This is a genomic window from Hungatella hominis, assembly GCF_014288005.1.
GTDB classification, from domain to species: Bacteria; Bacillota; Clostridia; order Lachnospirales; family Lachnospiraceae; genus Hungatella; species Hungatella effluvii.
This window is the reverse complement of sequence record NZ_JACOPB010000004.1, coordinates 136,112-157,592: the sequence shown is the minus strand read 5'-3', so window position 1 is coordinate 157,592 and position 21,481 is coordinate 136,112. Positions and strand designations below refer to the sequence as shown.

General features: G+C 51.2%; 18 protein-coding genes. 13 read left to right on the top strand and 5 right to left on the bottom strand.

Annotated elements, in window-relative coordinates:
* Nucleotides 1-62: 62 nt before the first annotated feature.
* Both H8S75_RS11230 and H8S75_RS11225 read right to left on the bottom strand, forming a co-directional pair.
* Entirely contained in the window at nt 63-1,898 is a 1,836-nt protein-coding gene (locus H8S75_RS11230) for a sensor histidine kinase (protein WP_187021617.1), read from the bottom strand.
* The gene (locus H8S75_RS11225; protein WP_002600524.1) at nt 1,888-2,622 is read right to left on the bottom strand and encodes a response regulator transcription factor; all 735 of its coding nucleotides are present in this window, start codon (nt 2,620-2,622) and stop codon (nt 1,888-1,890) included. The genes H8S75_RS11230 and H8S75_RS11225 overlap by 11 nt, the downstream gene beginning before the upstream one ends.
* Nucleotides 2,623-3,160: 538 nt before the next feature.
* On the opposite strand from H8S75_RS11225, the gene H8S75_RS11220 reads away from it, so the two are divergent.
* From H8S75_RS11220 to H8S75_RS11200, 5 genes are all read left to right on the top strand, one after another.
* A complete protein-coding gene (locus tag H8S75_RS11220) occupies nt 3,161-4,090 on the top strand; it encodes a carbohydrate ABC transporter permease (protein WP_002600523.1) in 930 nt (309 codons plus the stop codon).
* Nucleotides 4,090-4,929: a carbohydrate ABC transporter permease gene (locus H8S75_RS11215; protein WP_002600522.1), complete on the top strand. Its 840-nt coding sequence runs from the start codon at nt 4,090-4,092 to the stop codon at nt 4,927-4,929. Before H8S75_RS11220 ends, H8S75_RS11215 begins: the two co-directional genes overlap by 1 nt.
* Nucleotides 4,930-5,100: 171 nt before the next feature.
* Nucleotides 5,101-6,486: an ABC transporter substrate-binding protein gene (locus tag H8S75_RS11210; protein WP_187021616.1), complete on the top strand. Its 1,386-nt coding sequence runs from the start codon at nt 5,101-5,103 to the stop codon at nt 6,484-6,486.
* A 179-nt stretch (nt 6,487-6,665) separates the two neighbouring features.
* Complete coding sequence (locus tag H8S75_RS11205) at nt 6,666-8,405, top strand: DUF2264 domain-containing protein (protein WP_187021614.1); 1,740 nt, start codon at nt 6,666-6,668, stop codon at nt 8,403-8,405.
* Nucleotides 8,389-9,522: a glycoside hydrolase family 88 protein gene (locus H8S75_RS11200; RefSeq protein WP_187021612.1), complete on the top strand. Its 1,134-nt coding sequence runs from the start codon at nt 8,389-8,391 to the stop codon at nt 9,520-9,522. Before H8S75_RS11205 ends, H8S75_RS11200 begins: the two co-directional genes overlap by 17 nt.
* Before the next feature lie 11 nt (nt 9,523-9,533).
* Here the strand turns inward: H8S75_RS11200 and H8S75_RS32675 are convergent, their stop codons facing one another.
* Together H8S75_RS32675 and H8S75_RS11190 are read right to left on the bottom strand one after the other, a co-directional pair.
* Complete coding sequence (locus H8S75_RS32675; RefSeq protein WP_279288667.1) at nt 9,534-9,632, bottom strand: helix-turn-helix domain-containing protein; 99 nt, start codon at nt 9,630-9,632, stop codon at nt 9,534-9,536.
* A gap of 83 nt (nt 9,633-9,715) precedes the next feature.
* Nucleotides 9,716-9,886 carry a hypothetical protein gene (locus H8S75_RS11190; RefSeq protein ID WP_187021926.1) on the bottom strand — a complete coding sequence of 57 codons (171 nt, stop codon included), beginning with the start codon at nt 9,884-9,886 and terminating at the stop codon, nt 9,716-9,718.
* A gap of 194 nt (nt 9,887-10,080) precedes the next feature.
* On the opposite strand from H8S75_RS11190, the gene H8S75_RS11185 reads away from it, so the two are divergent.
* The 7 genes from H8S75_RS11185 to H8S75_RS11155 all read left to right on the top strand — a co-directional run bounded on the left by H8S75_RS11185 (nt 10,081) and on the right by H8S75_RS11155 (nt 17,759).
* Nucleotides 10,081-10,938 carry a metallophosphoesterase gene (locus H8S75_RS11185; protein ID WP_187021917.1) on the top strand — a complete coding sequence of 286 codons (858 nt, stop codon included), beginning with the start codon at nt 10,081-10,083 and terminating at the stop codon, nt 10,936-10,938.
* 70 nt (nt 10,939-11,008) lie between these two features.
* Nucleotides 11,009-11,857: a segregation and condensation protein A gene (locus H8S75_RS11180; RefSeq protein ID WP_187021609.1), complete on the top strand. Its 849-nt coding sequence runs from the start codon at nt 11,009-11,011 to the stop codon at nt 11,855-11,857.
* The gene (gene scpB / locus H8S75_RS11175) at nt 11,817-12,548 is read left to right on the top strand and encodes an SMC-Scp complex subunit ScpB (protein ID WP_187021607.1); all 732 of its coding nucleotides are present in this window, start codon (nt 11,817-11,819) and stop codon (nt 12,546-12,548) included. The genes H8S75_RS11180 and scpB overlap by 41 nt, the downstream gene beginning before the upstream one ends.
* 60 nt (nt 12,549-12,608) lie before the next feature.
* Nucleotides 12,609-13,046 (top strand): dUTP diphosphatase, encoded by a 438-nt coding sequence (locus H8S75_RS11170; RefSeq protein WP_187021606.1) that lies wholly within the window; start codon nt 12,609-12,611, stop codon nt 13,044-13,046.
* Between the two features lie 23 nt (nt 13,047-13,069).
* A complete protein-coding gene (locus tag H8S75_RS11165) occupies nt 13,070-13,864 on the top strand; it encodes a tetratricopeptide repeat protein (RefSeq protein ID WP_187021604.1) in 795 nt (264 codons plus the stop codon).
* Between the two features lie 15 nt (nt 13,865-13,879).
* Nucleotides 13,880-15,127 (top strand): GTPase HflX, encoded by a 1,248-nt coding sequence (gene hflX / locus H8S75_RS11160; RefSeq protein WP_117621779.1) that lies wholly within the window; start codon nt 13,880-13,882, stop codon nt 15,125-15,127.
* Between the two features lie 268 nt (nt 15,128-15,395).
* Complete coding sequence (locus H8S75_RS11155; RefSeq protein ID WP_187021602.1) at nt 15,396-17,759, top strand: ribonucleoside triphosphate reductase; 2,364 nt, start codon at nt 15,396-15,398, stop codon at nt 17,757-17,759.
* A gap of 35 nt (nt 17,760-17,794) precedes the next feature.
* On the opposite strand, the gene H8S75_RS11150 is transcribed toward H8S75_RS11155, so the two are convergent.
* Nucleotides 17,795-18,670 carry a helix-turn-helix transcriptional regulator gene (locus H8S75_RS11150; RefSeq protein ID WP_187021601.1) on the bottom strand — a complete coding sequence of 292 codons (876 nt, stop codon included), beginning with the start codon at nt 18,668-18,670 and terminating at the stop codon, nt 17,795-17,797.
* 176 nt (nt 18,671-18,846) lie between these two features.
* Here H8S75_RS11150 and H8S75_RS11145 point away from each other — a divergent pair, with 176 nt between their 5' ends.
* Nucleotides 18,847-21,429 (top strand): glycoside hydrolase family 3 protein, encoded by a 2,583-nt coding sequence (locus H8S75_RS11145; protein ID WP_187021599.1) that lies wholly within the window; start codon nt 18,847-18,849, stop codon nt 21,427-21,429.
* The last annotated feature ends 52 nt before the right edge of the window (nt 21,430-21,481 follow it).

Genomic DNA, 21,481 nt, shown 5'->3' with positions numbered 1-21,481 from the left:
GATAAGAGGTTCAGGAATAGAGGAGAAGGCATGTGTGGGTAACCGCGGCATGCCTTCTTCTTTTATGTTTCGTCAGGTACCGGTATGGAAAACCAGATTACGGTAAACTTTCCACAGCGGCTGTTCATATGCAGAACGGAGCCTTCACCGTAGGATAAGACCAGACGGGAATTGGTGTTCGCCAGTCCGATATGCTGATTGGAGTTTCGGCTGGTCTCTTTTAGGCCTGCTCTGATCGAAGCCAGCTGATCGGCCGGAATGCCCCTTCCTGTGTCATAAATGGTGAAGTAGATACGGTCCTTTTTTCTGTGAATGGAGATGGAGATCAGACCCTTTTCCTTCTTTTCTTTAATTCCATGGTAGATCGCGTTCTCGACGAGGGGCTGCAGAATCATTTTTTTGACCGGGTAGATAGAGCAGTCCGGCGCGAGGGAAAACTTGACATCGAAGCGGTCGGTGTAGCGGAGCTTCATAATTTCAAGGTATTTCTTTAAATAGTTGATCTCCTCCTGGATCTTTACGTTATCCTGGGGATCACTGAGCGAGTAGCGCATGATCGCGGAAAGATACGATATCATCTGGCTGCACCGGTTCTCCGAGCCGGTCAGTTTGACGGATTCCCAGTAAATATTGTTTAACGTATTATGCAGGAAGTGGGGATTGATCTGGTGCTGAAGCGCCTGCATTTTGGAGAGCTGGAGCTTGGCTGCTTTTTCGGAATCCTGCATTTTTAAGTAGTCCTGCTCGATGAAGAGGCGGATTACGTTGAACAAGATGTATTCAAATGGGCTGGAGCTGCCTTTCTTTGGCTGACGGATCTGATTGACTGCGGTATCCGGTGTGCTGAATACGCTGATAATCTTATCGAGGTATTTGTAATCGTGCCGTGTCTTGAAAAATGCGATCATGCAGGCTACCGCGATCGCCGCCAGCGTGATGATGATGTACATGCTGGTCAGACTGATGGTCGTCCGGTAGATTTCATTCCTGGGGGTCAGCAGAAGATACGAAAATCCGTAGGATCTCGGTGACGGCAGGTACGTAGCAGTATACGATTTATAGTCCAGGTTGACGGCGTCCGCAGGGGAGGTGGCCGGAAGGGAGGCCATCTGCGCCGCAAGATCCAGAAGGTCGTCTTCCGGAAATTCCTCTGTTGAAGGCCAGACCAGGCGGCTGGAGGCATCCATCAGAAAGAGCTTCTGATCCGGAAATTCCAGCAGGCCGGACAGCTCACTCTTCAGCTTGTCCGCGCTGAAGCTGAAGATGACCAGTCCGTTCTGGATATCGGTGGTTCGGCGGTACAGTTTCCGGTAGACCAACAGGCTGGGAGTCCGGTATTCTGTATACAGCAGCGGATCATCGGAAAACTCCATCCAGACGTCCTCTTCGCCTGCGTGACCGTAGGAGTTTAAGACGTCCTTTTCCTTGTCAGGAGGAAAGGAGATGAGCTTTGAACTTAAGGGCACGAAGATCCGGCTGTAGTCATTTTTATAATAGACATAGATATTCCTCAAATAGCCGTCGGTGTAAATCAGGTTCTGAAAGTTCAGCGAAATGTTCTCGACGGACTTGATGGAATCCAGCGTCAGCGATTTCTCATCAAACGCGTTCTTTAACTGCAGCGTCACCCTGGGATTGGACGCGAAGAACAGGTATGCGTTGTCCACGTGGGTATAAAAGGTCTCCAGAATGTCATCGGCCTGGTTTAAGATTACCGAGGCCTTCTTTTCGGCCTCACTGGTACTCTCATTCGTTGTCCGGAATATGCTGTACAGGCCGATGAGCAGAAGAGGGATCAGCATCAGAAGACTGTTGACCAGCAGGCTTCTGATGAAAAAACGGATTGTGGTGGAATGGTATTTCCGTTCCAGACCTTCAAGGATTGATTTATTTTTCATGGCTTCTGTACTCGGTCGGGGTGACGCCCCAGTAGGCCTTGAAGGCCCGTGCGAAGTTGTTGGGATTCACATAGCCGATCATGTTGCTGATGTTGTAGATCTTGGTGTCAGGATCCTTGAGGAACAAAGCGGCCTGCTTCATCCGCGCCTCGCCCAGCAGATCGGAAAAGGTTTTGGAGGTCTTCTGTTTGATCAGCTGGCTTAAATAAGAGGGGTTTAAATACAGGGATTCGGCCAGTGAGGACAGGGAGCCCTCCCTGTAATTCTGACTTAAGTAGCTTAAGACCTTCTGGATGATTTCATCGGTGGAGTAGTCCTGGGTATCGTCAGAGCTTACATTATATTTGGCATCCAGCTCATGTCGGATGGTTCCGAAGATCTCCTTCAGCTCTGAAAAATTAGTCGGTTTTAAAACGTAATACCGGACGCCGTACCGGATCGCGTTCTGTGCGTATTTAAAGTTATCGTAGGCGCTTAAAAAGACGACCATAGGCCGGGCACCTTCCAGCTCCGAAACACTCTTTGCCAGCTCGATCCCGTCCATGCCGGGCATGCTGATGTCGGTCAGGATTACGTGGACGGAATGATCCTTTAGATAGTCCAGCGCTTCCTGGCCGCTGTCTTTCTGCCCGCATACGTGAAAGCCCTGCTCGTCCCACGGAAAACAGGACGCGAGGATATCGCGGGAACTGGCCTCGTCATCTACGATCAGTAGTTCATACATGGTATTTCCTCCCCCAGAATTAAGTGATTCCAGTATATCATGGGAAAGTTGCCACAGTCAAAGGTATAACCATGAAATCAATTTTCCCTAAAATAGAGATAGGCGGATAAAATAATGATAGATTGAAATGATAGGCGTTCACAATCGGCACAGGGGCACAAAAATAAGCGGGCATGATAGAATACAGTCCATGAGTTATGTTCCGAAGGGAATGGAAACTGTTGCCATTCGCAGCCTGCCGCAAGCCTTCGCTGCCGGGTCTGGCTCCTCCGGTTTACGCTCCGGTTCCAGTTCCGGTTTCGGGCATAAGCAGTTCTAAACGTGCAGTATTTTTCTAAAAACCAGGGAAAATGCCCAAACTCGCTTCGCTCAGACAAGTGGTCATTTCCCCTGAACGAAAAATTCTGCGCGTTAAGAACTGCTAATGCCCTGCAAAGTCACAGGAACCGGAGCGTAAACCGATGGAGCCAGACCCGGCAGCAAAGGCTTGCGGCAGGCTGCGAATGACAACCGGAAATCAGCAAAGGAGGAAAGTATCATGTCGTCACTGAAACCAAAAACCGCAGGGGGCACTGCCGTGAGAAAGTATCCGAAGAACTGGAGATGGGGGCTGCTCTTCATTCTGCCATGGCTTCTGGGATTCCTTATTTTACAGGCTTACCCGTTAATCATGTCACTGTATTACTCGTTTACGAATTTCTCCATATTATCGGAAGGAAAATGGGTCGGATTTGACAATTACATCAGGCTGTTTACGAAAGATAAGTACTTCCTGAAGTCGTTCTTTCTGACCTTTAAGTACGCACTGATGTCGGTGCCGATGAAACTCGTCATGGCGCTCATCGTAGCGATGATCTTAAATATGCGCCTGAAGGGGATCAACCTGTTCCGGACGGTTTACTATCTGCCGTCAATCATGGGGGGAAGCGTGGCCATCTCCATACTCTGGAGATTCATGTTTATGAAGGAAGGCATGTTAAACAAGATGCTGGGCGCCGTACATATTCCGGCTGTCGACTGGCTGGGAGATCCGGACATCGCGCTCGTAACCATCAGCCTTCTGGTGATCTGGCAGTTCGGCTCATCCATGGTGCTGTTTCTCGCAGGGCTTAAGAACGTTCCGACAGAGCTTTATGAGGCGGCTTCGGTGGACGGGGCGAACAAATGGGTCCAGTTCTGGAATATTACATTTCCGATGCTGACACCCGTCGTGTTCTTTAACCTGATCATGCAGATCATACATGCGCTGCAGGAATTCACCTCCGCCTTCATTATCACCAACGGCGGACCGAACCACGGAACGTACCTGATGGGAGTCAAGATATACGAGGACGCCTTCCAGAATTTGAAAATGGGATATGCTTCCGCATCCTCCTGGGTGATGTTTGTGGCAATCCTTTTGATTACGCTCCTGGTATTCCGCTCGTCAAGCGCGTGGGTATTCTATAACGATGGAGGAATGGACTGATGAGAAGTAAAAAGAATAATCTGATCGCCTACGTGATCCTGATTGTCGTGGGCGCAGCTATGATTTATCCGCTGTTCTGGCTGTTTTTCGCCACATTTAAGGACAATAAGGAGCTGTTTGGAAAGATGACCCTGCTTCCGGAGCACTTCTCTTTTTCGGCATACAGAGAAGGCTGGAAGGGAAGCGGACAATTTTCCTATTTGACATTCTATTTAAATACATTTAAGCTTGTTATTCCGACGGTTGCACTGACCGCCATTTCTACCGGAATTGTTGCATACGGCTTTGCGCGATTTAAGTTTCCGATGAAGAAGCTGCTGTTCATGCTGATGATCTCCACACTGATGCTGCCGGACGCGGTTATCATGATCCCGCGGTACGTGGTGTTCAATAAGTTTGGCTGGGTTGACACCTACCTGCCGTTCTGGGTTCCGGCGGTCCTGGCATGCTATCCGTTCCTGATTTTTATGCAGATACAGTTTTTGAGGGGAATCCCGAGAGAGCTGGACGAATCGGCCTATATGGACGGCTGCAATCCGCTGATGGTATATGTGAGAATTCTGGCGCCGCTGATGAAGCCCTCCATTTTCTCCGTTATTATTTTTCAGACGCTCTGGAGATGGAACGACTACTTCAACAATCTGGTGTATATCAGCAGCGTGAAGAACTATACGCTGTCGCTGGCCTTAAAGATGTCGATCGACAGCCAGGGCGCATCTACACCGTGGAACCAGATACTGGCCATGTCTTTTCTGTCGCTGATTCCGCCGGTGCTGCTGTATTTCTTCGCACAGAAATACTTTGTGGAAGGAATCACAGCCGGAGGCATCAAGGGATAAGCACGTTATTATTTCACAGGACGAGTTTTCCTGTGAAGTAATAAAATGATAGGCTTATAATATGAAGATAGAATCTTATGATAGGCACCTGCAATCTGAGAAGGGGCTTGGAAAAATGGATTTGTGATAGAATACAGGTAAAGGGAAAACGATGAAGGAGGAAATATTATTATGAAGAAACAGTTAATGAAACGCGCTGCACTGGTGATGGCCGCTTCCATGGCGGCGGTGTCCTTGATGGGATGCGGATCGGGAGCAGGAGATAAGAAGACAGACACGACGGCGGCGGAAAGCAGTACCGCGGCAGCAGGCGCCAATGACAGTACGGCAGCTGGAACCACAGAAGCCAGCAAAGAACCCGTGACACTTCGCTTTTCCTGGTGGGGGAGTGACAGCAGGCATCAGGCGCTCCTGGCGGTGATCGAGGCCTATGAAAAAAAGAATCCCAATGTGAGCGTGGAGGCGGAATATCAGGGATACGACGGGTACTATGAAAAAATCATGACGACACTCTCCAGCAATACAGCGCCGGATATCATACAGCTTAGTAAGGAATGGCTGCCGGATATTCAGGGGGCGAAACACTATCTGGCGGATTTATCGACGCTGCCTGTGGATTTGAGTACGCTGAAGGACCGCCTTCTGGAGATTGCGGGTACTTACAACGGAGAGCCTAACATGTTCCCCTGTACGGTAGGAGGCTCCGTTACCTATGTAAATACAGATTTTTCTAAGACCTATGGAATCGATTTAAGCAAGAACTACACATGGGATGAAATAAAGGAATTAGGGAAATCGGTTCATGAGCGGGATGAGGATGCCTATCTGATGACCGCAGATGCTGACATGCTGAACCGGTTGTTTGTACAGCCTTATCTGGCACAGAAAACAGGGAAACCGCTGATCGACGAAGCAACTTATACCATGAATTTTACGGAAGCGGAAGCTGCGGAAGCGTTTCAAAATGTAGTGGAATTATATGAGACCAATACGCTGGAACCGTTTGGGGAAGCGGCAACCTTTGCGGGACAGGCCGACCAGAACAACAAATGGATTAACGGGAAGATCGGAATGATCGTTGACTATACCGGAAGCGCGCCTAAGTATATTGCTTCCATCGAGAGTCCTCTGGATGTAATTTCAATGCCTGTTACCAGTGATGCAAAATGCAGCGGCGTCGCCTACAGCGGAGACAGAGGCTTTGCAATCAACGATAACTCGTCAAACAAAGAAGAGGCGGCTAAATTCCTGGATTTCCTGATGAATGATCCGGAATCGATTGCTCTCTGTAAGACCGATGTCGGTTACTGCCCAACCAGGCAGTCTGATGATATTTTGATTGCCGCGGGCGTAGTGAGTGAAATTCAGAAGAAAGGCGTCGAGATATCAGAGCCGGATTCCTATACCAATAATATGATCAGCGGTAATACAGAGCTGGAAGTGATCCGAAAAGATCTGATTCAGGAGGTCGTCTACAAGGACATTACGCCAGAAGAGGCGGCAAAGGAACTGGTGGAGCAGTATCAGGAAATCTTGGAAGAACTGAAAGCAAAATAGACCAGGAGAGACAGAACAGATACGTCTGTTAAAGAGATCGTGTAACGGTACTATAGGAGGATGTTGTAAAACTGCATGTAATCGATACTGGAGGCAGAAACAGAAATTTCTGCAGCTGGTACGGATGGCGGCGTTTTGCAGCAGCCTCCATTTTTATAGAGTGAAGGAGGAGAAAGAAAATGAGAGACAAGGCGTATTATCAGGGACTGCTGTTAAATATGGCAGAACCGCTCAAACCACACTACAGCAAAGACTGCGCCCATCTGGAGCTGGGGGCGGCCGCGGCTGGATACGGCAGCCAGATCACCGGCATGGAGGGATTTTCAAGGGTTTTGTGGGGGCTGGTTTCGTACTGGGCCGGCGGAGGCACGGATGAAAGTCTTCTGCCGGTTTACCGGAAAGGCCTCTCTGCGGGCACGGACCCGGAGTCGGAGGCATACTGGGGGGATTTACACGACAAGGATCAGCGGATGGTCGAAATGGCTGCGATCAGCTACGGGATCCTGATGGTACCGGAAAAATTGTGGGATCCGCTGGAAGAGAAGGAAAAGAACCGTCTGGCGGACTGGCTGTATCAGATCAACCGGTACTCCCAGGCAGACAACAACTGGCAGTACTTTAAGGTGATCACCAACCTGGCGCTGCGCAGCGTGGGGAGGAAGTGGAGTGAGGAACAGGTAAAGGATGCCATGGACCGGTACGAATCCTTTTATATTGGAAATGGCTGGTATTCCGATGGAAAACGGCCGCAAAAGGATTACTACACATCCTTTGGAATTCATTTTTACTGCCTTCTCTATGCGGCTTTCATGGGACAGGACGATCCGGGCACTGCAGAACGGTTCAAGTGCCGGGCGGCGAAATTTGCAGAGACCTTTCTCTATTGGTTTGATGATGAGGGGAAGGCGCTTCCCTTTGGCCGTTCCTTAACCTACCGCTTCGCGCAGGCAGCGTTCTTCAGCGCCTGCGCCCTGGCCGGTGTGGAGTGCATTTCATGGGGGGTGATGAAGGGGATTCTGGAACGCCACATGGAATACTGGATGGCGCAGCCGGTCTTTGACAATGGAGGTGTCCTCACCGTCGGTTATACGTATCCGAATCTGCTGATGTCGGAGAGCTACAATGCCCCTGGCTCGCCCTACTGGTCGTTTAAGACCTTCGTATGCCTGGCCCTGCCTGACAGCCATCCGTTCTGGAAGGCAGAAAGCGAGCCGCTTCCGAAGCTTTCGGAGGTTCTTGCGGTGAAGGAATGCGACATGGTGCTGTGTCACCGGAAACACGAGGTTGTGGCCCTGACCGCAGGCCAGTATCCGGTGATGGAGCATCCGTTTGCGGCGGAAAAATACGCCAAGTTTGCCTATTCGTCCGTATTTGGATTCTGCGTATCCCGCTCCTTTCATCAGCTGGAGCAGGCGGGAACCGACAGCATGCTGGCTTTTTACGCGCATGGTATGTACTACGTCCGGAGGGCGTGTCTGGAATACCGTGTTTCGGAGAACGGTGTTTATTCCAGATGGAGCCCGGTGGAGGGCATCGAAGTGGAGACGTGGCTTCTGCCAGTGAAAGGCGGTCATAAGCGCAGACATAAGATAACCAGCACCATATCCTGCGTGGCCTATGACTGCGGTTTTTCCTATCCCAACTGTATGGAAGAGACGAAAAAGACGGAGGGAAGAGGAGCTGCGGAGGTATCCGATGATCATGGCAAAAGCCGGATCGAAGCCGAACATGGAGACGGAGACGGCGTTGTCATTACGGCTCTGCCCAATATGAATCTCATTTTCCCCAATGTCTGTATACCGGCAGTCCGTTTCGCGGTTACGGCAGGAAAAATGGAGATCGGGACACTGGTGGAAACAGAATTTACGGATCGGAAGATTGTGATCGGAGGAGGAAACTGTTATGCTCTGGGAGATTGATGGTGAGACCCATATCTGGGCGGAGGAAATCTGGTGGAAATTAGAACGGAAGCTGGAGGCCCAGTGTCTCCGTCTCGGCTCCATGATGCCCTATGTTCCTGTAAACGGCGTCTACGAAGATATGGGAAAGAAGGAGCTTGCGGCCTGGACAAATGGGTTCTACAGCGGAATTCTGTGGCAGATGTATCATGCGGCAGGAAAGGAATGTTACAGAAAGGCCGCGGAGGGAATCGAGGTGCGGCTGGATGAGGCTCTCGCTTCCTATATAAAACTGGATCACGATGTGGGCTTCCTCTGGCTGCATACCGCTGTGGCCGACTACCGGCTGACCGGCAGCGAGGCTTCCAGAACGAGAGGCCTTCACGCGGCGGGAATTCTGGCAGGCCGCTACAATCCAAAGGCCGGATACTTAAGGGCGTGGAACGGGGAGCGGTCCGGAATCGCAATTGTGGACTGCCTCATGAATCTGCCGCTTCTCTATTGGGCAGCGGGAGAGCTTCATGACAGCGCACTCCGTCAGATCGCAGTGAACCATACCGACATGGCGCTGAAATACATCATCCGGCCGGATGGCTCCTGCAACCATCTGGTGGAATTTGACCCGGAGACCGGAGAATATCTGGGAAATCCGGGCGGTCAGGGCTATGAGAGCGGTTCCTCCTGGAGCCGGGGGCAGGCATGGGCCGTCTATGGCATGGCGTTGGCCTACCGATATACCGGAAATACAGCGTATTTGGACGCATCGAAGCGGGTGGCTCACTATTTCTGCGCCAACGCGGCGATAAACGGATATGTGCCGCTGATCGATTTCCGGGCGCCGGAGGAGCCGTGCTACCTGGATACGACGGCGGGAGTCTGCGCCGCGTGCGGACTTTTGGAACTGGCCGGACACGTAAAGCCGCTGGAAAAAAATCTGTACGTGAAGTCGGCTATCCGCTGCTTAAAGGCGGTTACAGATGAGTACTGTGAGTGGGACCCCAAAAAGGATTCGATTGTCTCCCATGGCTCCGCCAGATACGACCGGGCCGCCGACCGGGAGGTGCCTGTTATCTATGGAGATTACTTTTTGGTGGAAGGAATTCTCCGCCTTTTGAATAAAGACTTTTTGATCTGGTAACGATGCGGGGGCTATCGGCCCCTGTACTGCTTCGGGCTCATACCATACATTTCTTTGAATTTCCGATAAAAGAAGTTCATATTCGTATACCCGCAGAGCTCTGCGATCATCGGAGCATTCTGCAATACCCTGGGCTTTTTCCTGATTGGGATTGGAGGAAACGTGCTGCCGGTTATCAGTGCCGGATTTATCATCAAGGGCCTGACCAGCGGCGGGCGGTTACGACGGTCTGGCCGCGGTCCAGACAGAGACTGCGAAGCATGCAATTGTCTTTGCATTCGGCTACTGAAGCATCATCTGGCATAATCCGGTTCCCAATAGGCTGCTGTACCACAAAACGGTACAGCGGCTTTTTTCGTTTCACGGAAAGCCCATTCAGGAAAGCCCATTCAGGAAAGCCTGTTCGGATAAACGCGAAAGCTTAAGTATGCTTTGCCTTGACGCGGCATACTTTTTCAGTGTATGATGATACAAAATCAAAAGCTGTCAAAAGAAATAAAATGAAATAATATTAAATAAAATGAAGTGGAAGACTGGTGAAAGATGAGGAAGAATGATATGTGGCTTGCCGCCGGTGTGCTGTCCGCCGCTGCAGGAGCGGGACTTTTGCTTCGCTCGCAGTATGAGAGGGAGCAGCTTTCCGTAGAGAGGACGGAGATTCTGACTGAAAAGATTACGAGAGACTGCCGGATGGTGTTTCTCTCTGATTTACATGATCATGAGTTTGGAGATCATAATAAACGCCTGCTCCATGCGGTCGATGAGGTAAAACCCGACGTGATCCTGATCGGGGGCGACATGATGGTCAGCAGGGAAAGCGCGGATCTGCGGGTATCCCTGGAACTGATTGGGGAACTGACGAAACGCTGCCCCGTCTATTACGGCAATGGAAACCATGAGACAAGGATGAACCGGGAACGGAAGAATTTCGGGATGCAGTATGACATCTATGTGAGGGAGATAAAGAAAATGGGAGTCCGTTACCTTTCCAACAGGACTATGGAGTTCCGGGATGATATCGCCGTCACCGGAATCGATCTGGCGGAACGGTATTATAAGAAGTTCCATCCCGACCATCTGCGGCCGGAGGAGATTGGACGGCTGGCGGGACCGGCTGAACAGGAGCGGTTTTTAATCCTACTCTGCCATTCGCCCCTCTTTTTCGATTCCTGCCGGAAATGGGGCGCCGATTTGACTCTGGCCGGCCATTTTCATGGGGGAACCATACGCCTTCCGTATCTGGGCGGGGTCATGACCCCTCAGTTTCAGTTCTTTCTGCCGTGGTGCGCCGGAACATTTGAGGAGAGCGGGAAGTACATGATCGTGAGCCGCGGCCTGGGAACGCATTCCATCAATATCAGGCTGAACAACAAACCGCAGCTTGTGGTGGTGGATTTAAAGAGAAAAACAGGTTAAATATTTACAGAAGCCGATGGATTTGATATACTAATCGGTAGCGCTTACTTTCTGATGCCGGGAGGAAACTATGGGAATATCCTATAAGCTGGAGAATTTTGAGGGTCCTCTGGACTTGCTGCTCCATCTGATTGAAAAGAATAAATTGAATATTTATGACATTCCTATTGTGACGATTACGGAGCAGTATCTCGATTACGTGAGCCACATGGAGACCGAGGATTTAAACATTGTCAGTGAATTCCTGGTGATGGCGGCGACGCTCATCGACATCAAATCCCGCATGCTCCTGCCGAGAGAAGTGAATGAGGACGGCGAGGAGGAAGATCCGAGGGCTGAACTGGTGGCGCGTCTTCTGGAATATAAGTATTACAAATACATGGCGTTTGAACTGAAGGAGAAAGAGGTCGGCGCGGATCGCCTGCTTTTTAAGGGGCCTACGGTGCCTCCGGAGGTGGCAAAGTATGAGCCGCCGGTGGACTTGGATGGCCTGTTGGACGGCCTGACGCTGGCAAAGCTTCAGGAGATTTTCAAGTCTGTGATGAAAAGGACAGAGGACAGGATCGACCCTGTGAGGAGCCGGTTCGGTAATATTACGAGAGAACCGGTGAGTCTGGAGGACAAGATCGCCTCGGTTCTGGGTTATGCCAGGCTGCACCGCAAATTCTCTTTCCGGGGAATGCTCGAAAGGCAGGCGGACAAGACGGAGGTCGTGGTGACGTTTCTTGCGCTTCTGGAGCTGATGAAGATCGGTAAGATTCATCTGACCCAGGAGCATTTATTCGACGATATGTTTATTGAGACGCTGGAGCCGGAAGGCGAGGAAGAGGATCTGGACTTATCGGAGTTAGAGGAAGATATCGAAGGGTATAAAAAAGATGAAGAAGAAGTGGGAAGCGCAGGAGTCGCTGCCGATTGAGGAACTGAGAGAGATTACGAATGAAGAGCGGGAGTATGAGGCCGTGATCGAAGCGGTCTTATTTACCATGGGTAATTCCGTCGAGGTGAGACAGCTGGCAGCCGCGATCGGACAGGACGAGGAGACGGCAAGATCCGTCGTAAAACGGCTCATGAAGCAGTATGAAGCCGGACGGAAGGGGATGCAGATTATCGAACTGGAGAGCAGCTACCAGATGTGCACCAGGCCGGAGTATTATGAGAATCTCATCCGTGTGGCTGCCACCCCGAAAAAACAGGTGCTGACGGATGTGGTGCTGGAGACGCTGTCGATCATCGCCTATAAGCAGCCGGTCACGAAGATGGAGATCGAGAAGATCCGCGGCGTCAAGTCCGATCACGCGGTGAACAGGCTGGTGGAATACAACCTGGTATACGAGGTGGGCCGCCTCGACGCTCCGGGCCGCCCAGCACTGTTTGCCACGACGGAAGAGTTCCTTCGCAGGTTCGGAATTGGCTCGACTCAGAACCTCCCCACTCCGGACCCCGAAACCGCTGCCGAGATCCGCATGGAGGTGGAGGAGGAATTAAAGGGAAGCGGAGAGCTGCTCCCCGAAGATGAGGCGCTTCTGGAGGAAATCCCGCTCACCGAGTTGGGAGATGGGATCGCGGAAGCGGCTGTAACCCGTGAGGACGGTGGAAACACAGAATAATTACCGCACGCAGGCGGCTGAGAGACAGCCGTTCCGTGCTCACAATCAGGAGGACATACAGTGACAGAGAAGATCAGAATAAAATATTTTACAGATAAAATCGAGCGTTTATGCTACATTGGAGGCAAATCCGACTGGATCGATTTACGCGCGGCGGAAGAGATTGAACTGAAGGCGGGAGAGTTTCAGTTGATTCCGCTTGGAATCGCCATGGAGCTGCCGGCCGGCTATGAGGCCCATGTGGTGCCGAGAAGCAGCACGTTTAAGAATTACGGTGTGATCCAGACGAACAGCATGGGAGTCATCGATGAGACGTACTGCGGGGACAATGACCAGTGGTTTTTCCCAGCTTATGCCCTTCGTGACACGGTGATTCACGTCAATGACAGAATCTGCCAGTTCCGCATCATGAAGCACCAGCCGGAGCTGTCATTTGAGGAAACGGACAGGCTTGACCATGAGGACCGCGGAGGCCACGGAAGTACCGGAAAGCAGTAACCTCCCCGGATGGAGAATTTAAAATGAAAACATGTTCCAGAGTAAAAATGGGCTCCAGATTAAAGCTTCTCCTCCTGACGGCAGGCGTATGCATGAGCTTAACCGTAGGATGCGGAAAGAGTGAAAATAAATATACGTACCGCGATGCGGGAATAGAAGCGCTGAATGCTGGGGATTATGAGAGTGCGATCGCTTCTTTCGACGAGGCGATTAATGCCTCCAACGCGCTGGTGGGCGCATTCGATATCGACGTACTGAAGTACCGTGCGGAGGCGGAATACCGCGCCGCAGATTACCAGGCTGCCTCGGATACCTACGGTATCCTGATCCAGGTGGATAAGGAGCGGCCGGAATATTTGAACATGCGCTGCGTCTCCAAAGCGCAGACAGGAGACTTAAGCGGGGCGCTGGACGATTATAAGCGTGCGGCCGAACTGGATACAGAGAAGAATGCTCCGGGCAGGGCGGAGGCGATTCTCGCGGCCGGAGCAGCGCTTGAGAACCAGGGAGCCTCTGCCGAGGCCATGACGCTCTATGAGAGCGCCCAGGCGGAAGGAATCGAAAATGCCGAGCTGTACAACCGGATGGGTCTCTGCAAATTCGGGGAAAAGGATTATGAGACGGCTATTACCTATTTCGCCCAGGGATTATTAAAGCCGGACGCCGCCTCGGTGCCGGACCTGATCTACAATCAGGCGGTTGCATACGAGTACAAGGGAGACTTTGACAAGGCGCGGGAGCTGATGGAGCAGTATGTGGCAGGAAACAGCTCGGACGAAGAAGCCGCGCGGGAACTGGAGTTTTTAAAGACAAGGTAATGGATTAGGAGATCAATGGCTGATTTAGTGGAGTTAAAGGAAATCGAAGAGCGGGTCATTCTCGTGGCCGTGAGCACGGAAGAGGAAAGCCTGGCAGCAGCCTCCTTAGAGGAGCTGGAGGAGCTTGTGGAGACGGCGGGAGCCGTCACGGTGGACAAGATCATCCAGAACCGGGAACGGATTCATCCGGGGACGTATCTGGGCAAGGGAAAGATCGAAGAGGTGAAGGAGCGCGTCTGGGAGCTGAATGCCACTGGCATTGTCTGCGACGACGAGCTGTCGCCCGCACAGCTTCGGAATCTGGAGGATGCACTGGATACGAAGGTGATGGACCGTACCATGGTAATTCTCGACATTTTCGCTTCCAGGGCGACGACCAGGGAAGGTAAGATCCAGGTGGAGCTGGCCCAGCTGAAGTACCGGGCGGCCAGACTGGTGGGACTGAGAAATTCGCTCTCCCGTCTGGGCGGCGGAATTGGAACGAGAGGTCCCGGCGAGAAGAAGCTGGAGGTGGACCGTCGCCTGATTCACGACCGGATCGGCCAGCTGAAAGCGGAACTGGAGGATGTGAAGCGCCACAGGGACGTGGCCAGGCAGCAGCGGACAAGGAACCATACTCCGGTGGCAGCCATTGTGGGTTACACCAACGCGGGAAAGTCCACGCTGCTCAACACGCTTACGGACGCCGGAATTCTGGCGGAGGACAAACTCTTTGCCACGCTGGATCCGACGACGAGAAACTTAGAGCTTCCCGGCGGGGAGCAGATTCTTCTGACTGACACGGTCGGATTTATACGGAAGCTGCCCCATAATCTGATCGAGGCGTTTAAGAGCACACTGGAGGAGGCAAAGTACTCGGACATCATTCTTCATGTGGTGGACTGTTCCAATCCCCAGATGGATATGCAGATGTATGTGGTCTATGAGACGCTGAAGGATTTGGGCGTTCACGACAAGGAAGTGATCACAGTCTTTAATAAGATAGACGCGGCAGGTGAGATGAGGATCCCCCGCGACTTATCTTCCGATTACCAGGTGAAGATTTCGGCAAAGACCGGGGAGGGACTGGACGAGCTCCTGAATCTGCTGGAGAGTATTTTGAGGAGCCGGAAAGTATTCCTGGAGCGGATATACCCCTATCAGGATGCCGGAAAGATACAGCTGATCCGGAAATACGGCCAGCTTCTGAAGGAAGAGTACCGGGACGACGGTATTTTTGTCAGCGCCTATGTGCCTGCAGAGATGTATGCAAACCTGATATAAAATGGTAAAAAGCATAAATGTACGGCTGCGGAGCACACCGGTCGAATTGGTGGTTGAGAAACTGTGTAAGGTGTGCTATACTGACAGACAGTTCGCAGTTTTGCAATAAGTGACTCGAAGCTTATAAGAAAACATAATAAGACACAATATATGGTTTTAATGTTTTTTGCGAAACCAGATATTGTGTTTTTGTTTCTCTTCTGCTATAATAAACAATGCACCGGTTAAGGCGGTGTCAGGGTTGTAAAAGGAAAGGAGTCAGGTATAAATGATATCAGTATTGAAAAGAGATGGGGAGGTCGCTGAATTCAGTCTGAATAAGATAACGGAAGCGATAAAGAAGGCATTTAAGGCTACAAAGAAGGATTTTAACAATGAGATTCTGGAGCTGTTGTCCCTCCGTGTTACGGCGGACTTTCAGGAAAAGATGAGAGACGGCCAGGTAACGGTTGAGCAGATTCAGGACAGCGTTGAGCACGTCCTGGAGCAGACCGGTTACACGGATGTGGCAAAGGCCTATATTTTATACAGAAAACAAAGAGAAAAAATCCGTAACATGAAGAATACCATTCTGGATTATAAGGATGTGGTGAACAGCTATGTGAAGGTGGAGGACTGGCGTGTCAAGGAAAACTCGACCGTTACCTATTCCGTAGGCGGCCTGATCTTAAGCAATTCCGGCGCGGTTACGGCAAACTACTGGCTGTCCGAGATATACGATCAGGAGATCGCGGATGCCCACAGGAATGCGGATATCCATATCCACGATTTGTCCATGCTGACAGGCTACTGCGCGGGCTGGTCCTTAAAGCAGCTTCTCATGGAAGGTCTGGGCGGCATTCCGGGCAAGATCACATCCTCCCCTGCAAAGCATTTATCCGTGCTCTGCAACCAGATGGTTAACTTTTTAGGCATAATGCAGAATGAATGGGCAGGCGCTCAGGCATTTTCCTCTTTCGATACCTACCTTGCTCCTTTTGTAAAGATAGATAACTTAACCTACCCGGAGGTGAAGAAGTGCATCGAGTCCTTCATCTACGGCGTTAATACGCCAAGCCGCTGGGGTACTCAGGCGCCGTTCTCCAACATCACGCTGGACTGGACCGTGCCGGGCGATATGGCAGAGCTTCCGGCTATTGTAGGCGGTAAGGAAGCGGACTTCAAGTACAAAGACTGTAAGACAGAGATGGACATGATTAACAAGGCCTTCATTGAGACGATGATCGAGGGAGACGCCAACGGACGCGGATTCCAGTATCCGATTCCGACCTATTCCATCACCAAGGACTTTGACTGGTCTGATACTGAGAACAACAGACTGCTGTTTGAGATGACCTCCAAGTACGGTACGCCTTACTTCTCCAATTACATAAACAGCGATATGGAACCCAGCGATGTCAGAAGTATGTGCTGCCGTCTGCGCCTCGATCTCCGGGAGCTGCGCAGGAAGACGGGCGGGTTCTTCGGATCAGGCGAGAGTACCGGATCGGTGGGCGTCGTAACCATCAATATGCCGAGAATCGCTTACCTGGCAAAGGACGAGGCCGATTTCTACAGCCGTTTGGACCATATGATGGACGTTTCCGCAAGGTCCTTAAAGACGAAGCGGGAAGTGATCACCAAGCTGCTGAACCAGGGACTGTACCCTTATACCAGGAGATATCTGGGAACCTTTGAAAACCATTTCTCCACCATCGGCTTAATCGGCATGAACGAGGTTGGCCTCAATGCCAGATGGCTGGGCGAAGACATGACAAGTATACAGACACAGGAATTTACAAAGAACGTATTAAACCATATGAGAGAGCGCCTTTCTGATTATCAGGAGAAATATGGCGACTTATACAATCTGGAGGCCACACCGGCGGAGTCCACGACCTACCGTCTGGCCAAGCATGACAGGAAGAGATATCCGGATATTAAGACGGCCGGAGCCGAAGGGGATACGCCTTACTATACCAACAGCTCTCATCTGCCTGTCGATTATACGGCAGATATATTCGATGCTCTGGATATTCAGGATGAGCTGCAGACCTTATACACCTCGGGAACCGTATTCCATGCCTTCCTGGGTGAGAAGCTTCCTGACTGGGCGGCCGCGGCGAGACTGGTGCGCACCATTGCGGAGAACTACAAGCTTCCGTATTACACGCTGTCACCGACGTATTCCATCTGTGCAGAGCATGGCTATCTCATCGGCGAACACAGCGTCTGCCCGATCTGCGGAAAGCGCGCTGAGATCTACAGCCGTATCACCGGCTACTACAGACCGGTACAGAACTGGAACGAGGGCAAGACTCAAGAATACAAGAACCGTACCACCTACGACATCACCGGATCAGTACTGAAGAAGGGAAACAAGAGTACGGAGACGGTGAAGGAAGCCGTTCACAACGCAGAGATTCCGGCTGGTTCCTACCTCTTCACGACCAAGACGTGTCCAAACTGCAAGATGGCAAAGCAGTTCTTAAAGGATGTGGATTATGAGGTGGTGGATGCAGAGGAGAACGCAGAGCTGGCGGAGCAGCTTGGCATCATGCAGGCGCCTACCCTGGTAGTCGTGAGCGATGGCCAGGTAAAGAAGATCGCCAATGCCTCCAACATCAGGAAGTATGCGGAGACCATCGCATAATACATCATAAATCAGTAAATATAAAATGCCGCAAATCACGGAGTAAAAAGTGATTCTGCGGCATTTTTTGCTGCGGATTTTGCTGCAGATTTCCGTATCTTCTGCGGAGTTGTCCCATACATTTCCTTAAAAACCCGCATGAAGACCTTGTAATTCGTAAGGCCGTTCTGTACCATCAGCTGCGTAATGCTTTCATCTGATTTCAGGAGCTCTTCGTAAAAATTCATGGTGCGCACAGAATTTACGTATGCCAGAAATGTCTGGCCCGTATATTTCTTAAACAGGCGGCAGAAATACTCCCGGCTTAGGCCCTGGGAAGCGGCGGCATCGTTAAGCGTCAGCGGCCTGCGGAAATTCCGGCGGACATAGTCCATAATTCCGGCAATCCGCTTCATATCCCGGCTGGAATCGTCATCGCTTCCGGACTCGTTCCAATGGGAACAGCAGCGGTAGAGATAATAGAGAAACTCATAGAGATGTGCGGTTACCAGAAGCTGATAGCCGTCCGTCTGTCTTTCGTATTCGCTCACCATGGCGTTCAAATGGATGAACATCTCCTTTTGATCCGGGCTTTGGATCACTTTCGTGATCAGTGTCTGGAAATGGAGCGCCTCAAAATTGGGGAAAAAGCGCCTCATCTGCTCCGCCGAAATCTGAAGCAGCACATAGGTGGTAAGGCCTGCTGTCTGTGTCATATGAAGTTCGTTGGAATTGATGACCAGCAGGCTTCCCGGCTCCGGCTGATACGTTTCGGCCTGAATGACTGCCGTCAGCCGCCCATCGATCAGGCACAGGATCTCTAAGTATTCGTGCCAGTGAGCCGGTATGGTCATGGGCATACAATGGACGAGTTCCAGTTTCGCCGGCAGATTGATGTTCTCGGAAACTTCTTCGTGAATGATGTGGTCCATCCTGCGTTCCTTTCTCTGCTGTATATCAATAGTGACAGGAATATCTGTTTTTATTCTACTAAAAGTTTGCAATTATATCAATATCAACCTATAAAAGGTTAAAAAAGTATCTAGCGGCCGTTGAGGCAATCGTGCATAATAGAGAAAAACAGACAGATATCATTTGGAGGTCAGATATGAAGTTAAAAAACAGGACATTTACCGGTTCCACATCAGACGCAGTAACGAAAAGAGAGCAGGAAAACAGGGAGATCGCCCGCAGAGCGGCTTCCGAAGGATTTGTACTTTTAAAAAATGACGGCCATCTGCTGCCGCTCGCTGCAAAGGGGAAAATCGGGCTTTACGGAGCAGGGGCAGTTAAGACCATAAAAGGGGGCACCGGCTCCGGCGATGTCAATGAGCGGGACTGTGTTTCCATTTATCAGGGGTTAAAGGCCGCAGGCTATGAAGTGACAAGCGATGCATGGCTCTCCTCTTATGAGACCATTTACGCGGATGCAAGACAGGCCTGGAAAGAGGCGGTCCTGGATAAACTGAAACAGTATAACGGCAACTTTTTCCAGGCGTACTCCACCACACCGTTTGTCGTTCCATGCGGCAATACGATCGACGAGGAGGCTGCAAAGGCCGATGGAGCCGATACCGCGGTATTTGTGCTCAGCCGTATTGCGGGGGAAAATGCGGATCGTCACGATACGGAAGGGGATTACTTCATCACAGAAGAAGAAAAAGCGCTTCTGGCACAGGTTTCTGCTTCCTATGACAACGTAGTTCTCGTTATCAATACGGGAGGTCTGATTGACCTGGCCTTTACTGAGGAGTTTGTAAATATAAAATCCATCGTGCAGTTCATGCAGGCCGGTCAGGAAGGCGGTTCGGCGTTTGCAGATATTATTTCCGGCACCGTAAATCCAAGCGGAAAAATGACGGATTCCTGGGCTTATACCTACGCAGATTACCCCAATGCCCAGACCTTCAGCCATAAGAACGGCAACATAGAGACGGAGAAGTACGAAGAGGGAATTTTCGTCGGATACCGTTATTTCGATACCTTCGATGTGCCGGTTCGCTACGGTTTCGGCTTCGGATTGTCCTATACGGAATTTTCCGTTGTGGGAACCGGAATCAGCGCTTCCGGTCTGGATACAGACCAGCCGAAAATCTCGGTTACGGCTTCCGTGAAGAATATCGGACATACGTATGTCGGAAAGGAAGTTGTGGAAGTCTACGTATCCTGTCCGCAGAATGATATGCCAAAAGAGTTCCGCCGTCTGGCCGGATTCGGAAAGACCGCGCTTTTATCTCCTGACGAGACCCAGGATTTAACGATTACCTTCCCGCTGTATCAGCTGGCCTCCTATCATGAAGATAAGGCGGCATGGATCCTGGAGGCGGGTACATATGGCGTCTGGGTGGGGAGTTCCCTGGAAGCCTCCAGCTTATCCGCTACGATCTGTCTCGACGCGGACGCCGTGATGGTGCAGTGCGAAACGATCTGTGAGAGAAAAGAAGACTTAACGGAACTGGTGCCGGATGCCGGCAAGATGAAGGCAAAAGAGGAAGCGTGGAAGAGTCTGGCGGAATCCTTAAAGCTTCCTGGCATATCGGTCTGTGCGGACCAGATCGTGACAGAAACGGCCGTGTATCCGGAACACTTAGGCGTGACGGAAGGAAAAGCCGGAGAGATCGTGAGCACCTTATCCGAGGAACAGCTGATTGCACTTGCCACAGGCGATCCTGGAAAAGGCCAGGAAAGCGCCCTTGGCTCCGCAGGACTTACGGTGCCGGGAGCTGCGGCTGAGACATCCTCCGCTGCAATAGATTCCCCATGGAACGTGGCCAGCATGGTACTGGCAGACGGACCTGCCGGTTTAAGGCTCCATAAGACGTATCAGGTAGTGGACGGTATGATCAAAAAAGGCGGGTTCCTCCAGGCCTTTGAGGGCGGCTTCTTTGCCGATCCGGAAGAGGCGGAAGGCACAACCTACTATCAGTACTGTACCGCAATCCCGGTCGGTACGCTTCTGGCACAGACATGGGATGTCAGTCTTCTGAAGGAAGTTGGGGAGATGATCGGCCGTGAGATGGAACTGTTTAACGTGACGCTGTGGCTGGCGCCTGGCATGAATATTCACCGGAATCCGCTCTGCGGCCGGAACTTCGAATACTATTCTGAGGATCCGCTTCTGTCCGGTATGATGGCGTCCGCAATCACTCTCGGCGTTCAGAAAATTCCGGGATGCGGAACTACGATCAAGCATTTTGCCTGCAACAATCAGGAGGATAACCGTATGGGGTCTGATTCTGTCCTTTCAGAGAGAGCGATGCGCGAGATTTATTTAAAGGGATTTGAAATTGCAGTGAAGAATTCACAGCCCATGTCGATTATGACGTCCTACAACCAGATCAACGGTGTCCATGCAGCAAATTCCTACGATATCTGCACAAAGGCCGCCAGAGACGAGTGGGGCTTTGCAGGCGCAATCATGACAGACTGGACCACCACCACAGCATCCACCGCAGGCGTATGCACGGCTGCGGGCTGTATGCGGGCAGGCAATGATATGGTAATGCCGGGCGTGAAAGCAGACCATGACAATATCCGTCAGGAGCTGAAGGAGGGAACTCTGGAGCCTGGAGCATTGCAGAGATGCATCTGCAATACCGTGAATCTGGCGCTGCAGTCTAACCAGTATGAGGAGGCAGTCAACTATGGCAGCCAGTTTGATGGGCTGGGGACATATATGACGGTGGAATAATATAATAGGAGTACGATACAAGAACATAATACAGGAACATGATATGATAGAG